At 64.8% G+C, this 15,455-nt stretch carries 16 protein-coding genes and 1 tRNA gene; 1 reads left to right on the forward strand and 16 read right to left on the reverse strand.

Annotated features, from left to right (window positions below; genetic code table 11):
* Window positions 1–9: 9 nt before the first annotated feature.
* From VVT58_RS07465 to VVT58_RS07540, 16 genes are all read right to left on the reverse strand, one after another.
* Window positions 10–942: an alpha-E domain-containing protein gene (locus VVT58_RS07465; RefSeq protein WP_066555864.1), complete on the reverse strand. Its 933-nt coding sequence runs from the start codon at window positions 940–942 to the stop codon at window positions 10–12.
* A 121-nt stretch (window positions 943–1,063) separates the two neighbouring features.
* Window positions 1,064–2,473 (reverse strand): circularly permuted type 2 ATP-grasp protein, encoded by a 1,410-nt coding sequence (locus VVT58_RS07470; RefSeq protein ID WP_327753543.1) that lies wholly within the window; start codon window positions 2,471–2,473, stop codon window positions 1,064–1,066.
* Window positions 2,474–2,650: 177 nt separating this feature from the next.
* Window positions 2,651–2,727, reverse strand: a tRNA-Met gene (locus VVT58_RS07475).
* Window positions 2,728–2,834: 107 nt separating this feature from the next.
* Window positions 2,835–3,596, reverse strand: a complete 762-nt coding sequence (locus VVT58_RS07480; protein WP_327753542.1) for a prepilin peptidase — start codon at window positions 3,594–3,596, stop codon at window positions 2,835–2,837.
* Entirely contained in the window at window positions 3,593–4,315 is a 723-nt protein-coding gene (gspN, locus tag VVT58_RS07485; protein ID WP_327753541.1) for a type II secretion system protein N, read from the reverse strand. Before gspN ends, VVT58_RS07480 begins: the two co-directional genes overlap by 4 nt.
* Complete coding sequence (locus tag VVT58_RS07490; RefSeq protein ID WP_327753540.1) at window positions 4,312–4,800, reverse strand: type II secretion system protein M; 489 nt, start codon at window positions 4,798–4,800, stop codon at window positions 4,312–4,314. Before VVT58_RS07490 ends, gspN begins: the two co-directional genes overlap by 4 nt.
* Window positions 4,797–5,915, reverse strand: coding sequence for a type II secretion system protein GspL (gspL, locus tag VVT58_RS07495; RefSeq protein ID WP_327753539.1), 1,119 nt, complete (start codon window positions 5,913–5,915; stop codon window positions 4,797–4,799). The genes VVT58_RS07490 and gspL overlap by 4 nt, the downstream gene beginning before the upstream one ends.
* Window positions 5,912–6,901 (reverse strand): type II secretion system minor pseudopilin GspK, encoded by a 990-nt coding sequence (gene gspK / locus VVT58_RS07500; RefSeq protein ID WP_327753538.1) that lies wholly within the window; start codon window positions 6,899–6,901, stop codon window positions 5,912–5,914. Before gspK ends, gspL begins: the two co-directional genes overlap by 4 nt.
* Window positions 6,894–7,532 carry a type II secretion system minor pseudopilin GspJ gene (gene gspJ, locus VVT58_RS07505; protein ID WP_066555852.1) on the reverse strand — a complete coding sequence of 213 codons (639 nt, stop codon included), beginning with the start codon at window positions 7,530–7,532 and terminating at the stop codon, window positions 6,894–6,896. Before gspJ ends, gspK begins: the two co-directional genes overlap by 8 nt.
* Window positions 7,532–7,894 carry a type II secretion system minor pseudopilin GspI gene (gene gspI / locus VVT58_RS07510; protein WP_327753536.1) on the reverse strand — a complete coding sequence of 121 codons (363 nt, stop codon included), beginning with the start codon at window positions 7,892–7,894 and terminating at the stop codon, window positions 7,532–7,534. The genes gspJ and gspI overlap by 1 nt, the downstream gene beginning before the upstream one ends.
* A complete protein-coding gene (locus VVT58_RS07515) occupies window positions 7,887–8,336 on the reverse strand; it encodes a GspH/FimT family pseudopilin (protein ID WP_327753535.1) in 450 nt (149 codons plus the stop codon). Before VVT58_RS07515 ends, gspI begins: the two co-directional genes overlap by 8 nt.
* A 58-nt stretch (window positions 8,337–8,394) precedes the next feature.
* Entirely contained in the window at window positions 8,395–8,868 is a 474-nt protein-coding gene (gene gspG / locus VVT58_RS07520) for a type II secretion system major pseudopilin GspG (RefSeq protein WP_327753534.1), read from the reverse strand.
* 10 nt (window positions 8,869–8,878) lie between these two features.
* Complete coding sequence (gspF, locus tag VVT58_RS07525; RefSeq protein WP_327753533.1) at window positions 8,879–10,096, reverse strand: type II secretion system inner membrane protein GspF; 1,218 nt, start codon at window positions 10,094–10,096, stop codon at window positions 8,879–8,881.
* On the reverse strand, window positions 10,089–11,633 hold the full coding sequence (gspE, locus tag VVT58_RS07530; RefSeq protein ID WP_087574167.1) for a type II secretion system ATPase GspE: 1,545 nt from the start codon (window positions 11,631–11,633) through the stop codon (window positions 10,089–10,091). The genes gspF and gspE overlap by 8 nt, the downstream gene beginning before the upstream one ends.
* A complete protein-coding gene (gene gspD / locus VVT58_RS07535) occupies window positions 11,633–13,825 on the reverse strand; it encodes a type II secretion system secretin GspD (protein WP_327753531.1) in 2,193 nt (730 codons plus the stop codon). The genes gspE and gspD overlap by 1 nt, the downstream gene beginning before the upstream one ends.
* Window positions 13,822–14,637: a type II secretion system protein N gene (locus tag VVT58_RS07540; RefSeq protein ID WP_327753530.1), complete on the reverse strand. Its 816-nt coding sequence runs from the start codon at window positions 14,635–14,637 to the stop codon at window positions 13,822–13,824. Before VVT58_RS07540 ends, gspD begins: the two co-directional genes overlap by 4 nt.
* 169 nt (window positions 14,638–14,806) lie before the next feature.
* Here VVT58_RS07540 and VVT58_RS07545 point away from each other — a divergent pair, with 169 nt between their 5' ends.
* Window positions 14,807–15,454, forward strand: a complete 648-nt coding sequence (locus tag VVT58_RS07545) for a 2OG-Fe(II) oxygenase (protein WP_327753721.1) — start codon at window positions 14,807–14,809, stop codon at window positions 15,452–15,454.
* The last annotated feature ends 1 nt before the right edge of the window (window position 15,455 follow it).

Below are 15,455 nucleotides of genomic sequence, written 5' to 3' on the forward strand. Positions count from 1 at the left end.
GCCCTCCCCTCAGCCGAAATGATAGGCCTGGGCGATCTCCACACCCAGCCGGTTGGTGCTCATCAGGCCGTTCTGCACCGTCTCATGCAGGCCGGCCCTGAAAATCTCGCCACTGTCGAGTTTCTCCAGATCCGCCACCATCTCCCGCACGGTATCATGGCAGGCGGCGCGCGCATCATGCCATCCCGCCAGCCGGTTCAGCCGATAGGCAAGCTGGTCGTAGCAATAGGCGATGCTGCGCGGGAACAGCCGGTTCAGCACCAGGAAATCCGTGATCTGCCAGGGTGTATAGGTGCCGCCATAAATATGGTGAAAGGCCCGCGCGCCCGACAACGCGTAGAGCACCGACGTCCACTGATAATGATCGCGATTGCCGCCCACCACCTCGGTCTCGGGCAGCAGCACATAATATTTGACGTCCAGGAGGCGGAGCGTCATCTGCGCCCGCTCCAGCGCCGACCCCGTGCGCAGGAAATCATGCCCTTCATTGCGCAACTGCCCCGAATGGGCCGCGCCGCGAAAGGTCATCACCCGCGTCTTCACCCAGTCGATCAGCGCTGGAAGCTGTTGCCGCGCCTCCGCCACATCATAGCTGTCGAGCTTGCGCCAGCCTTCGTTCAGCGCCTCCCACATGTCCTGCGTCAGCATGGTGCGCGCTGACTTGGCATTGGCCCGCGCCTTGAGCAAACAGGACCGGATGGACGAGGGATTGTCGAGGTCGAGCATCAGGAAGGCGATGGCATCGCTCTCCGTCACCTGCGCGCCTTCGGGGAAATGATTGAGCGCGCCTGTGGCCCGCACCACGGAGCGCCATTCGTCGCGATGATGCGCGCCGGGCAGGATCGCCATGCGCTGGCCCATGGTCAGCAGGCGGGCGGTGGCCTCGGCACGCTCCATATAGCGGGCCATCCAGAAGAGATTTTCGGCGGTCCGGCTCAGCATGAAGGCACCTCCGTCATCCCAGCGAAAGCTGGGATCTCAGGCGAGAAGGCACAGCATAGCCGCACGAGATCCCAGCTTTCGCTGGGATGACGGAGAAAGAAAAGGGACAGGTCCACCATCATCAATCCTGCAAAACCCACGTATCCTTCACCCCGCCGCCCTGGCTGGAGTTCACCACCAGCGACCCTTCAGTCAGCGCCACCCGGGTCAGCCCACCCGGCACCAGCCTGATCTGCTGGCCCACCAGGCAATAGGGCCGGAAATCCGCATGCCGCCCGACCACCGCCGCCGGCCCCAGCGTGGGCACGGTCGACAGGTCCAATGTCGGCTGGGCAATGAACTCGGCAGGATTGGCCCTGATCCGATCGGCATAGGCAGCGATCTCATCCTTGGTCGATTTCGGCCCGATCAGCATGCCGTAACCGCCCGACCCATGAACCTCCTTGGCCACCAGATCGTGCAGATTTTCCAGCACATAGGCACATTCATCGGGCTTGCCGCATTGCCAGGTCTGGATATTGTCCAGGATCGGCTGCTCGCCCAGATAGAAGCGGATCATCTCCGGCACATAAATATACACGGCCTTGTCGTCCGCGATCCCCGATCCCGGCGCCGACGCCAGCGTCACCCCGCCATTGCGATAGACGTTGAAGATGCCCGGCACGCCCAGCAGGCTGTCCGGCCGAAACACCAGCGGATCGATATATTCGTCATCGATGCGCCGGTAGATGACGTCCACCGCCTTCGGCCCGAGCGTGGTCTTCATCCACACCCGGTCATTGTCGACGAACAGGTCCGCCGGCTCGACCAGTTCCACGCCCATCAGGTCGGCCAGGAAGCTATGCTCATAATAAGCGCTGTTGAGCGACCCCGGCGTCAGCACCACCACCACCGGATCGCCCTTGCAAGCGGGCGGCGCGACTTCCTTCAGGCTTTTGAGCAATTCCGCCGGATAATCGTCGACCGGCGCCACTACCCCCTGCGCGAACAGCTCGGGGAACATGCGCGTCATGATCTCGCGATTTTCCAGCATGTAGGAGACACCAGAGGGGGTGCGGCAATTATCCTCCAGCACCTCGAACCGCGTCGGCCCGGTACGCACGATATCGATGCCGACGATATGGCTGTAGACCTTCCCCGGCGGGGTGAAGTCGGCCATTTCCGCCAGATAGGCGCTGTTCTGATAGATGATGTCGGCGGGCATGATCCCTGCCTTCACGATCTCCCCGCGATGATAGACGTCATGCAGAAAGGCGTTCAGCGCCCGCGCCCGCTGGCGGATGCCCTTGTCCAGCACCCGCCATTCCTGCCCGGTGAAGATGCGCGGCAACAGGTCGAAGGGGATTAGTCGTTCCGGATCGCCTCCCTCGCCATAGACCGCGAAGGTGATGCCGATGCGCCGGAAGATCGCCTCCGCCTCATCCATCCGACGATTGAGCCCGGCAATGCCGGTCCGCTCCACCCAATTCTGCACTTCCGCATAGCAGGAGCGTATCGAACCATCCGGCTCAAACATTTCATGGAAGGGCAAAGTGTCGATCCTCCCTCAGCCCAAGGCTGGTTGTGCATTGCAACATTAGTGCAACGCACGCGAGGGATTGCAAGCCCAAAAAATAGGGGGTTAACGGGGCTTACACATATTTTCCGCAGCGCAAACCTATGCCAAGGCAACGAACAAGTCGCAAGCAGCTGATTTATGAGAAGAAAATGGTAGCGGAGGAGGGACTTGAACCCCCGACACGCGGATTATGATTCCGCTGCTCTAACCAGCTGAGCTACTCCGCCCCATGGGCATCCCGCCAGGCGGCGCCCTGCGGTGAGGCGGCGCTATAAGCAGAGCAGGCTTATGGGTCAACGGGGTTTCACCGCATCATGAAAATTCTCTGCGCGGCTCAGGCTCCTGCCCCGGTCGCCAGCACCGAGAACCACCAGCCCGGAACGGCCGCCGCGGCCAGAAAAGTCCCTAGAGGCACACGCGTCGCGCCATTGACCGTCCGGCCCACCGCCATTGCCGCCAGGACCGCCAACAGCCCCAGACTTGCCGCCAGCAACAGAATGAAAGGCAAGGCCTGCCAACCGAACCAGGCGCCCAGCGCGCCTAGCAGCTTGGCATCTCCCAGCCCCAGCCCCTCACGCCCCCGCAACCGCCGGTAGCCAAGCGCGACGAGCAACAGCGCCAGATAACCGACCATAGCGCCAATCGCCCTATCCCCCATCGTCGCCCCGGTGGTCCAAAGCCCAATGGTGAAACCCAGAAACGCCAGCGGCAAGGTCAATGCATCGGGCAGCCAGAAATGCCGCTTGTCCAGTACCGCCAGCGTCAGCAACAGCCAGCCGAGCAACGCCCATCCCATCCCGCCAAGCTCAGGCGAAAAGCCCAGGGCAAGCGCACCGATGATCGCGCACCCCGCCTCCACCCGCCCATGCAGCGGATCGATCAGCGCGCCGCAGGTCCTGCAGCGCCCCCGCTGCACGAGCGCGCTCACCATTGGAACAAGGTCGATCACGCCCAAGACCCGCCCGCACTCGTCGCAGGCCGACCGGCCATGCGCGATCCCGCGGCCCCGCGGCCAGCGCAGGATGAGCGTGGCCAGGAAGCTCCCGGCAATGGCTCCCGCAATGCCGCCCAGCAAGGCGGGAAAGGCCTGGATCACAGCGTCCCTTCGACCTTCAGCACGCGCACGCCGCCGCCTTCGACAAAACCTGCCTTGGCCAGAGCGTCTCCCAAGGTCGTGTCCGCCGTCTCCACCCGCATTTCCGCCACATAGCGGCCAGAGCGCCAAATGCGCAGATTGACCTTCTCCAACCCCGACTGGCTCACCAATGGCAGCAGCAGCGCATCGCCATCGCAACTCGCCAAGCCCGAAAGACCCTGCGACAGATTAAGCCCCGGAAACTGCCCCGCCATCTGCGCTCGCACCCGCCCCTCCGCATGGCCGCAGCGATCGCCGGAAAACCAGGCCGACACATCTTCCATGACGAAGCTGTTCACCGGCAGCGGCGCGAATGTCCGTCCCAGCGGCACCGCGCCCGTCATGTCATCGATGCCGATCCGCCCCAAGCCGACCGTCAGCGCGCCCGCCACATCATCAGCCGCGCCGTTGCGCCGCCAGATATCGAACCGGGCCCGTCCAACCAGCAAGGAAACAGGCGACAAGCCGGCATGAACCGAACCCAGCGAAGTCGTCCCCAACATCAGCCGGTCGATCCCGCCGCTCCACACCGTACCCTGCACTTCCCGCGCAGCGACGCCCAATCGCTCCAGCCCGGCCATGCCAAGCGCAATCCGCATCGGCAGGAAAAGGATGAAGCCCAGGGCAAAGAGCAGGATTAAAGCCATGCGTATCCGGCGCGAGAGCGACAAACCCATCATTGCCCGCCGCCCCGCACCAGCACCGCCTGCACCGACACGCTGCCCGCCGTCGGTGATGGCCGCGCGCTCATCGTTTCGACCCTCACGCCCTGCGCCTCCAGCGCTGCCAGCCAGGAAAACAGCGCTACCGGGCGCACCGAAGCGATCGCCATGTCCAGCCGATCCGCCCCCTGCGCCTGCGCCCGTTCCAGCGTCAACCCAGCCTCGCCCGCGCTCTGCCCGATGAACTGATCCAGCGGCACGCCCGTATCCGCGATCCCGGCTGCGCGCGGCAAGGATTTCAACAGCTTCACCTTGGCCCGGATCACCGCATTGCGATCCGTCGCCTCGCGCAGCGCATCACGGGCCGAACGCTGCGCCGCATCAAGCGGACGAAACACCCCCAGCCACAAGATCACCACCGCCAGCAACCCGAACATCAGGCCCAGCATCCACTGCTCGCGCGGGGATCGCTCGTCCCAGAGGAGTTTCAGACGTTCCATCATGATCGCACCGTAATGTCAGCCAGCATCCGCCCGCCGGGATCCTGCGAAGGCGTCGCCGTGATCGTAAAGCCCGCCGCCTGCAAGGCCAGCAACACGCTGTTGATGTCATCCATCTTCGCCGCCGCTAGCGTCGCCCGGACCATGCCGTCCGGATCACGGGACAGGGCGGTCAGCGACACGCCCGGCACATCCTGCATCGCGTTCAGCACCGCCGCGACCGGCGCGGTGAAGGCATAGCCCCCCCCGCCGCGAGCGGCGAGCTGGCGGTCCATCTCGGCCTCCGCTTGAATCAGATCTGTCGCGCCAGGCACCACCTGCCGCGCCAGCGCCATGCTTTCCGCATCCTGCCCGCTAGCCGCGAAATGCTGCTTCGTCAGGCCAACCAGCGCGATCAACAGGCTTACCAGAAGGATCAACCCGCTCCACAGCACGATCCGCGCCAGCGTCCGCCTGTCGAACGACCGGCGCACCCTTTTCGCGAAATCACCCTGCCTCAGGTCCAGCGGCGGATCGTCCAGCGCAGCAATCGCCCGCGCATTGATCTGCTCATGCGGCACATCCCGCACCACCGCATCACCGATCAGCTCCGGCAGCGCCAGATCGCCGGCCAGTGCCATATCCATACCGCGCAGCACCGGCGCGCCGCCAATGATCCCGCGCAGGAAGCCATGCTGCGACTCCGGCAGCAGCAGCGGCGCAGGGACGATGATATCGGGGTCCAGCCCATGATGCTGCGCCCAGAGCAGCCAATGCTGCATATCGGCCCGCGCCGCCACGGCGACCAGATGCGGCCTTGCCGGATCGTCATTCTCATTGGCGGCCGCGAAAAGCTGATCGGCGGGCACCATCCCCTTCGCCAATGCCGCCAGCCGCGCCGCCGCCCGTCCCTGCCGCACAGGCAGATCGGGATAATGCCCTTCATGCAGCGTCACCAGCGCAGCCGGCGGCACCAGCATCACGGTCATATCCGCAGGCAACGCCGCCAGCCCGCAGGCCGCCAGCCAGTTCGCCCCGGCACCCGTCTGCACCACGGCGCCATTCGCTACCCGCATCCACAGCGGCTCGGCACCCGGCTCCCCGGCCAGAGTAACGATCAATCCTTCGGCCTGGTTCACGCGCCGGTCCCCCAATTGCGGCGTATCAGCATGGCCGGGCTTTGCCGCGCATCGATCAGCGCCCGTTCGACCACCTGCGTCCCCCCGACATCCACCGACACTTCCACTCCGAAAAATCCCGTCGTCAATTTGACCTGGTTCGCCACTTCTTCCAGCGGGCTCAATCCCGCCAGCGCGGGCACGGCCCAGAACGCCACCGTACTGCCGTATCCCTCCGCGGGCCGTTGCGCCAGCAATTGCCGCGCCTGCGGGACGCTGAGCTGTCCCTGCATCAGCATGGCGAAGAGCGGCGCCTGATTGGGCAGCAAGGTGTTGATATTGATAGGCGACAGGTCCGCCGTCGGCAGCGCGCACACCCAGGGCCGCGCCAGATCGTAGATCGCTGGCGTCACTCCATTCACCGCCCGCAACTCGCTGGGATCGACCATGAAGCGGTTCGCCGTGCGATAGGGTCGCGCCGCCCGCGCATAGGTCTCATCCTCCGCCCCACCCGGCTGGGGCACGCTGTCGGTATCGATCCAGTCGGCCAGCGAAGCCGCCGCCACCTGCGCCTGCCGCGCATCCACGCCCAGCGCCTGCAAAAGCGCCTGGAACTGCGACACGCCCACGGGCCGGACCTTCAGATCGGCCTCATTCTCGCCAGCGACCACGCTGTTGAGGTTGAAGCAATTGCCGCCGTCCGTCACCCGCGCCGTCGCCATCCCACCCGGCACGGCGATCGCCTGAGGCGTCCCCATCCAGTTCCCGGCCAGCGTCGTCTTGCCCGGATTGGCCGCCACCAGATCACCGATCCGCAGGCGCGCAATCTCCGCTCCGGCATCGGCAAAGGCGCGCGCCTGATCGACCGCGCCGCCATTGCCCGTCATCCGCGTCGCCAGCGCCAGCCGCTCCAGCGCGGTCGCTGCGACCACCGCCATCACCGCCACCAGCAGCAGCACCGTCAGCAACGCCACGCCGCGCTCGCTCGCTTTCCGGGGATCAGCCACCGACGGCCTCCCCTTCCAGCTTCTCCACCGGACCCGGCCCGACCAGAAAGCGCAAAGTCACCGGCGGCTCGCCCGTCCGCGTCACCATCATCTCCACGGCGCGCGGCATCAGGTCGGGCTGGGTCGGCGCCCAATCGTCTCGCCAATCGCCCTTGGCATCGCGAAAGCGCAGCGCGACATTCTCGACATGATCCAGCAGCGCCGCCGGTTCATCTCCCGCCGCGCCATCGACCTGCGCATAGGTCCGCCGCTCCAGCCGCCCTTGCCGCACCCAATATTCGACCTTCTGCAAGGAAGGGCGCGGCAGATCGCCCAGATTGTCCCAGCCACCGCGCACGAATTGAAGCAGGGGGACGCTCTCGCCCTCCCGATGCGACCAGAAGGCAGGCGCGAGCGTCCCCGCCTCGGTGCGGCTGATGCGTGGCACCGCCTGCCCCAGATCGGCGGCCAGAGCACCGCCCGCCCGCTGCACCGCCGCCATATCGTCCAGTCGCAGCTTGATCTGCGCCTGCGCCGACACGCTGTTGCCGAGCAGCAGCACGCCCGCCGCCGCCAACATGGCGAAGATCATGAGCGCAACCAGCAGTTCGATCAGCGTAAAGCCAGCCCCATCATGAGCGAATGTGCGCATCACTGCACCACCCGCACAAAACTCAGCACGACCGGCGAGGATCCCGCCTGCCCATCTACCGCCAGATTAACCTGCAACAGCCGCTTGTCATCGGTCGCCTTGACCTCACGCGTCCAGTGCCAGCGCCGCCCCCCATTATCGACCTCGCCCTCCTCGCTGCCGAGCGAAGGCGGCGCGGGATCGGTCTGCAACTCGACCATCAGATTGCGGACAACGATCTGCCCCATGGCCTTGCTGTCGAGGTCCGCCGCCGTGTGGAGCGTCACCCCCTGCAAGCGCACCAGCGCCAGCGCGGCAAGGCTGAACACCGCCAGCGCGACGAGCATCTCCAGAAGCGTAAAGCCGTTGGCGCGCTTACCCACCGACAGCCACCTTCCCGGCCATATCGACCGTCACCGATATCCGCTCGCCATCACGCGCCAATGTCACCGTCATCGGATCGGTCGGCAGGCCCGTGCCGTCAAAACCGATCTGCTGCCGCCCATCCTTGCCGACCAACGCCCGCGTTCCCGCTTTCCAGTTGGCGGTGACGAAGGGTTTGTCCTCCAGCGGTATCCATTGCGCGCCATCGCGGCGCTGGAAACCATAGCCCGAAGCCGAAACCCACACCCCCATAGGGCGCGCAGTAACAACCGCTTCGTCGCGCGCGGCGGCAACGCGCGCGGCGAAGCGGTCGGCATCCTCGATCACCCGGCCACGCGGATCGGGCATGGCGAGCACGACCGCAGCCGAAATGAAGCCGATGATCGTCAGCACGACCATCAGCTCGATCAACGTGAAGCCGTGTTCGGCGGAACGTCTCAAAGACTCGAAGCCGTGCTCGGCAGAACGCCTCAAGGACTTCAATCCTGACGGGGAGCGATCAAAGCTCGCTGGAATAGATGTCGGCATTCTCATTCTCGCCGCCTGGCTGGCCATCCGCGCCCAGCGAACTGATGTCGAACGCGCCCTTCCGGCCCGGCACCGCATAAATATAGGGGTGGCCCCAGGGATCGTTCGGCAGCTTCTTGATATAGCCTCCGCGCCGGTAACGCTGCGGCTGGGCGAGTGAAGCGGGCGGGCTGATCAGCGCCTGCAAGCCATCGGTCCCCGCCGGATAGGTCAGATTATCCAGCCGATATTGCTCCAGCGCCTGCTCGATGGTGGCGATGTCGGCCTTGGCCTTCTCGACCCGCGCCGTGTCGGTCGCCGGGATGACGTTGATCGCCACGATCGTCGCCAGCAGGCCGATAATGACGATGACGACCATCAGTTCGACAAGGGTGAAGCCACTTTCTCCATCATTTTCGTCATCCCCGCGAAGGCGGGAATGACGGAGAGAGAGGAATTTACGCATAAACACTCCTTCAGGCCCCGGTAAGGCTCTGCAATTGCAGGATGGGCAGCAGGATGGACAGGATGATGACGGCGACGATTCCGCCCATCAAAATGATGATGACCGGCTCCAGCAGGGCGAGCGCGGTGGAGGTGAAGCTGTCGAATTCCCGCTCCAGATAATCCGCCGCCCGCTCCAGCATGGTATCCAGCCGCCCCGCGCTCTCCCCGCTCGCCGCCAGATAGACCAGCAGCGGCGGAAACACGCCCGCCCGCCGCAAAGCCGCTGACAGGCTGCCGCCGCCGCGAATGGCCTCGACGATCTCCTCCGAAGCCTGACGCAGCACCCGGTTGTGGACGGTCTGGGTGGTCAGCGACAGCCCCTCCATCAGCGGCAAGCGACTGGCGACCATGGTCGAGAGCGTCCGCGCCATCCGCGCCGCATGAAGATCGCGGATCAGCCGCCCCAATAGCGGCAAACGCAACAGCATGGAATCAAAGCGATAGCGAAAATTCTCGACCTTCAACGCCCGCCAGAAGCCCAAACCCGCCAGCCCGATCAGGACCAGCAACAGCCACCAATAACCGGCAAGAAAGGCCGAAACCCCCATCACCATCCGCGTCAGCAACGGCAATTGCTGCCCGACCGTATCGAACTGCTCGACCACCTTGGGAACGACGAAGATCATCAGCGCCGCGACCACGCATACCGCAAAAGCCGCCAGCACGCTGGGATAGGCAATGGCGGTCAGCACCTTGGACCGGATCACTGCCTGCCGTTCCATCAAATCCGACAACCGCTCCATGATCGTCGGCAGGCTGCCCGAACTCTCGCCCGCCGAAACCATCGCGCGATAGAGCGGCGGAAAGCTTTTTGGTTCCGCGCCCAGCGCATCCGCCAGCCGCCGCCCTTCCAGCACGCCCGAATGCACCTTGGCGACTATGGCGCGCACATGCGCCTGCTCGCTCTGCCGCCCGATGGTGCGCAGCGCTTCCTCCAGTGGACTGACCTGGATCAGCGTCGAAAGCTGCCTCGTGAACAGCGTCAGTTCCTTGGCCGACAAGCGCGGCGATCGCAGCGACAACCCCGACCGCTTGCGCGCCCGCTCGACCGCTCCCGGCTCGATCCGCACGATGAACAGCTTGCGCGCATCCAGCCGGGCACGGGCATCATCCATCGTGTCGGCCTTGACCCGCCCCAAGCGCTCCTTCCCCGCGGGGTCGATCGCAATATAATCGAACTCAGCCATCAGCGATGGTTTCCGCCTCCGCCGCATCGCGCCGCGACACGCGGATGGCCTCCTCCGCCGTGGTCTGCCCGTCGCGCACCAAAGCCCGCGCCGCCGATCCCAGATTGGGCGCATTCAGGAAAGCATGGCGCGCGATCAGCGATTCATCGCCGCCGTCATTGATCAGCCGCCGGATGGTGTCATCCACCCGGATCGCCTCGAACACGCCGATCCGGCCTTTGTACCCGGAACCATTGCACTCCTCACACCCACGCGCCCGATAGATGATCGTGCCGGGATCGAAGCCCAGCAAAGCGCTGGCCGACTTGTCCGCCTGCACCGGCTCCCGGCAATGCTGACAGAGCCGCCGCACCAGCCGCTGCGCAATGACGGCGCGCAAGGTCGAAGCGAGCAAGAAAGGCTCCACCCGCATGTCGCGCATCCGGGTGATCGCGCCCACGGCATCGTTGGTATGCACGGTCGAAAGCACCAGATGTCCCGTCAGCGAAGCCTGCACGGCGATCTCCGCCGTCTCGCGATCGCGGATTTCGCCCACCATCACCACATCGGGATCCTGCCGCAAAATCGCCCGCAACCCCGCCGCGAAGGTCAGCCCGACCTTCGCATTCACCTGCGTCTGGCCAACGCCTTCGATCGCATATTCGACCGGATCCTCGACGGTCAGGATATTGCGCGTCCCGTCATTGAGCTGCCGTAGCCCTGCATAAAGCGTCGTCGTCTTTCCCGACCCCGTAGGCCCGGTGACGAGGATGATGCCATTGGGCTCCTGCAAACCTTCCCGGAAAATCCGGTCCGGAGCACCCGTCATACCCAGCAGGTCAAGGTTCATGCCCGCATTCTCCTTGTCGAGAATGCGCAGCACCACCCGCTCGCCCGCCCGGCTCGGCAAGGTCGACACGCGCACGTCGAGCAGCTTCCCGCCCAGGGTCAGCCCGATCCGTCCATCCTGCGGCACGCGCCGCTCGGCAATGTCGAGCCGCGCCATGACCTTGATGCGGCTGACGACGACAGGCGCGACATGCGGCGGCATCCGCAACGTCTCGCGCAACACGCCATCGACGCGCATCCGCACAATCAGGCCCGTCTCATAAGGCTCGATATGAATATCCGACACGCCCTGCCGCGCCGCTTCGGCAATGATGCCGTTGATCAGGCGAATCGCGGGCGCATCGTCGGCGCTGTCGAGCAGATCGTCGGCGGTCGGAATATCGGCGGCGAGAATATCCAGCTCATCCGCTCCCACATCGAGCGAACCCGCCATGGCAGCGGCGCTGCCCTCCATCGCATAATGATCCGACAGATGCCGGTCGAATTGCGGCGCATCGACGAAACGGACATCGAAGCTGCGCGCCAGATGCCGCCGCACTTCCAGCAGAACGCGCGGATCGCTGCCCTCGCGCACGGCGATGGTCAGCCGTTCTCCCTCCAGCGGCAACATGACGACGCCATGCTTGCGCGCAAAGACATAGGGTATGTCGACCGCACGCGGCGCGACGTGCGGGGGAATGGGATCAGGCTCTTGTCCGGCTGCTTCAATCACCGTTTCTCTCCGCCTGCAGGGCGTTCGAGCGGGCGCACGACGCCGCTCGATTGGCGGGCGGTCGGCTCGATGATTTCGGCCGGCGGCTGCACCACCGCATCGCCCGGTTGCTGCGTGGCGGCGGGCGGCGTCGCGCCCATATAGTCGCGCACCAGCTCATCGATGCTCGGCTCCTGATCCGGATTGCGCTGCAACTGCATGCCCCGGATATAGCCGTAGCGCTGCTGCGTCAGCTTTTGCGCATCCTCCTTCGACCGCAGGATGGTCGGGCGGATGAAGACCATCAAATTGGTCTTGGTCCGGCTCTTGGAGCGCGACTTGAACAGTTCGCCAATGCCGGGAATATCGGACAGCAGCGGAATCCGCTCGATCGTCCGCCGCTCATTATCGTCCAGCAGGCCGCCCAGCGCCAATATCTCGCCATCGTCGACCGTCACGGTCGTCTCGATCTCGCGTTTGTTGATGATGAGGTCGCTGTTGTTGTTCGACACCGGCCCCGCGACGCTCGACACCTCCTGCTTCAAGAACATCTTGATCGCGCCGCCCGTGTTGATCTGGGGCTTCACCTCCAGCTTGATGCCGACATCCTGCCGCTGGACGGTGCGGAACTGGTTGTCGAAATTCTGGCTCAGCGCCTCGCCGGTCGTCACCGGCACCTGCTGCCCGACCAGAATGGAGGCCTTCTGATTGTCCAGCGTCATGATCGACGGCGTGGACAGGATATTGCTGTTGGTATCCGATTTCACGGCATTGAGGATCGCACCGAAAATGCCGTTCTTGCCGATCTGCGTGCCAAGGCCGCCGATGATGCCGGTGGCGCTGGACAGGCTGTCGACCGCCGCCTGCTGGAGCGTGCTGGCAAGATCGCTGTTGGTCTGCGTCTCGGTCGTGGTGGTCGTTCCGTCGGCCGCGACAATCGTGGTCTTGGTCGTACCCAGCCTGTCCGCCGCCACAGCTCCGGCAATCGTCAGCAAATTGGGCGAAGCGTTGGAATAGTTGGTCGCGGCGAAGCCGGTGGACGTGCTGCCGATCAGGAACTGCACGCCCAGTTTCTTCGCCGCGGCATCGCTGATCTCGACGATGATCGCCTCCACCAGAACCTGCTCGCGCCTTGTGTCGATCTGGCGGATCGTCTCGCCCAGCATCCGCTGCACGTCGCTGTTCGCCGCGACGATGATCGCATTGGCGCCCTCATAGCGGGTAACGATGGCGGGGCCACGTGTGGAAATGCCGTTGCCGCCGGACCCGCCCGAACTCGCCATGATCGGCGCCGAGGAAGCGGCAGCGGGCACTGCCGAAGGCGCCCCTCCCGCCGCCGGCGTTGAAGACGTCACCGCCGAACTGGTCGATTGCCCGACAAGCTGCTGCAACACCGGCAAAAGCTTTTCGGCATCGGCATGTTCCAGCCAGTAAACCCGGATCTCGGTCCCGCTTGCCGCCTGCCGGTCAAGCTCCCGCGCCATCTGCGCCAACCGCGCCACAGTGCCCGCATCGCCCCGGATCGCGACGGCATTGCTGCTGTCGACCGGCACGATGGTCGCGGGTTTCGCCGCCCCCTCTCCACCCGTCGTCACCAGAGCCTGCAACGAGGTCGCGATTTCCCGCGCACCGGCATTTTTCAGCACGACCGTGGTGGTCGAGGCCGTATCCCGGTCGATCCGCGCAATCACCTGCCGGATGCGTCCGATATTGTCGGCATAATCCGCCACGACCACGCTGTTTCCGGCCCGGTTCGCGGTCACCGATCCGTCCTTGCTGACCAGCGGCCGCAGCGTTTCCAGCGCGCTCGCCGCATCGATGGAGCGTAGCCGGAACACCTCCGTCACGAACTGGTTTCGATTGGCCGCCCGCCCGACGGCGCTAGGCTGACCCGCCGCGCCATCCGCCGGCTGAATCCGATAGGCTCCGCCCGGCGCCGGAACCGCCACCAGCCCATTGGCACGCAAGGTCGACAGGAAAATCTCGAAATATTCGGATCGCGACAAGGGCCGATCAGTCACGACCGACACCTTCCCCGCCACGCGATTGTCGATGATGAAGGTCCGCCCCGTCACCCGCGCCGCGTCCTGGATGAAGGCCCGGATATCGGCATCGCGCACGTTCAGCGTCTGCTGCGCCATGACCGGCGATGCGATGGGAGCCGCCAGAGCGAGGGCCATGGCGGCGGAAAGAAGCAATTTTCTGGTCATTGGCCTTGCAGTGTCAGATTGACCGAAGACGTGGCAGCGCCGCGCTCGATTGTCAGGGAAATACGCGCGCCCGGCATGATCTTGCCCTGCAACGCCTGAAGATCGCTCACCGATCCGACCGGCTGGCCGTCGACCTGGGTGACGATGTCGCCGGGCTGGAAACCGGCCTGCTGGAAACCCGGCCCCTTGGCGGTCAGGATAAGGCCAGTGACGCGCCCATTCTGCATCCGAGGGGTAATGCCCACATCTCGTTTCAACATATCGGCGCTCGGATTATCCATCCCCATCACCGGCAGTGAAGGCGAACCCTCCGGCGCAGCGGTCGGCACAGGCTGCGACTGGTCGAGGAACACCTGCTCCTCCGCTCCGCCCCGGTCGATGGTGATATGATCGAAGGCCACAGCTTTCAGCACCACGCCGGGCATGATCTCCTCACCCACGGCAAAGCTGTTCTGCACCCCGTCCGGCCCGGCGACGATGGCCGAACCCAGCCCGGACCCTTCGTTCAACCGAATGCCGTAAACCGTCAGCGCCAGAGAGGTCACGACGCCCCCGCCGGCCTGCTGCGGGCCGCCGCGATAAAAGGGGTCGAAGCCGGAAAACAGCGCCTGCCGCTCCGCGACGGACAGGAAGCGCGCCTGACGCCCTTCCCACGGGCCGAAGCTGCCGGCGGGCGTCAGTACCGCCCAGACCAGCGCCGCACATTGCAACGCCAGAAAACCCAGCAGCAGCTTCTCGACCAGCGACAACCAGTCGATGGGCCGCAGCCGCTCGCTCATAGTCCGGATATTGTCGCCAAAAGCCACACGCATGCGCGTCGTTCATCCCCCTTGATATCTGCGCCTGCTAGAAAATTGGTTTTACTGCCGGATGACACTCTTGTGACGCTTTAATGACAATCGCAACGCCGGAAACGACGGTGCTTGCATTTCGCGCGGCCAGCGATAGCAACGGGCGCAGTTTCCGTATCCTGGACCCATGATGGCCAATAGCCCCCCTCCATCCGCCCCGGACGCCGATCCGGCCTGGATCGCCGCCCACCCCCGCGTCCAGCGCGTCCCCAACCGCGATCTCACCCTGTTCATTCAGCGCAATTTCCTCTCGGCGGAGGAATGCGCGAAGCTGATCGAACGGATCGACGCTCACAGGCGCCCTTCCACTATCGCGGACGCCAATGGCGACGGATATTTCCGCACCAGCGAGACATGCGACCTGGAGGCCGCCGATCCGTTCGTCGCGACGATCGACGCGAAACTGGCGGCCTTTGCGGGCATCGATCCCGCGCATGGCGAACCGATCCAGGGCCAGCGCTATGCCGTGGGCCAGGAATTCAAGGCGCATACCGACTATTTCGAACCCAAAGGCTCCGATTTCGAACGCTTTTGCACGGTCGCAGGCAACCGCACCTGGACGCTGATGGTCTATCTCAATGAACCGGCGGCAGGCGGCGCAACCCGCTTCGTCAAGATCGGCAAGACGGTGCAGCCCGAAACCGGCAAGCTGCTCGCCTGGAACAACCGGCTAGGTCCGGGCGAATATAATTCCGCCAGCATTCATCACGGCATGAAGGTCCGCAGCGGCGTCAAGCATGTCATCACCAAATGGTATCGCGAACGGCCCTGGACCTGAA

The organism is Sphingobium sp. SJ10-10, assembly GCF_036038995.2.
GTDB lineage: Bacteria > Pseudomonadota > Alphaproteobacteria > Sphingomonadales > Sphingomonadaceae > Sphingobium.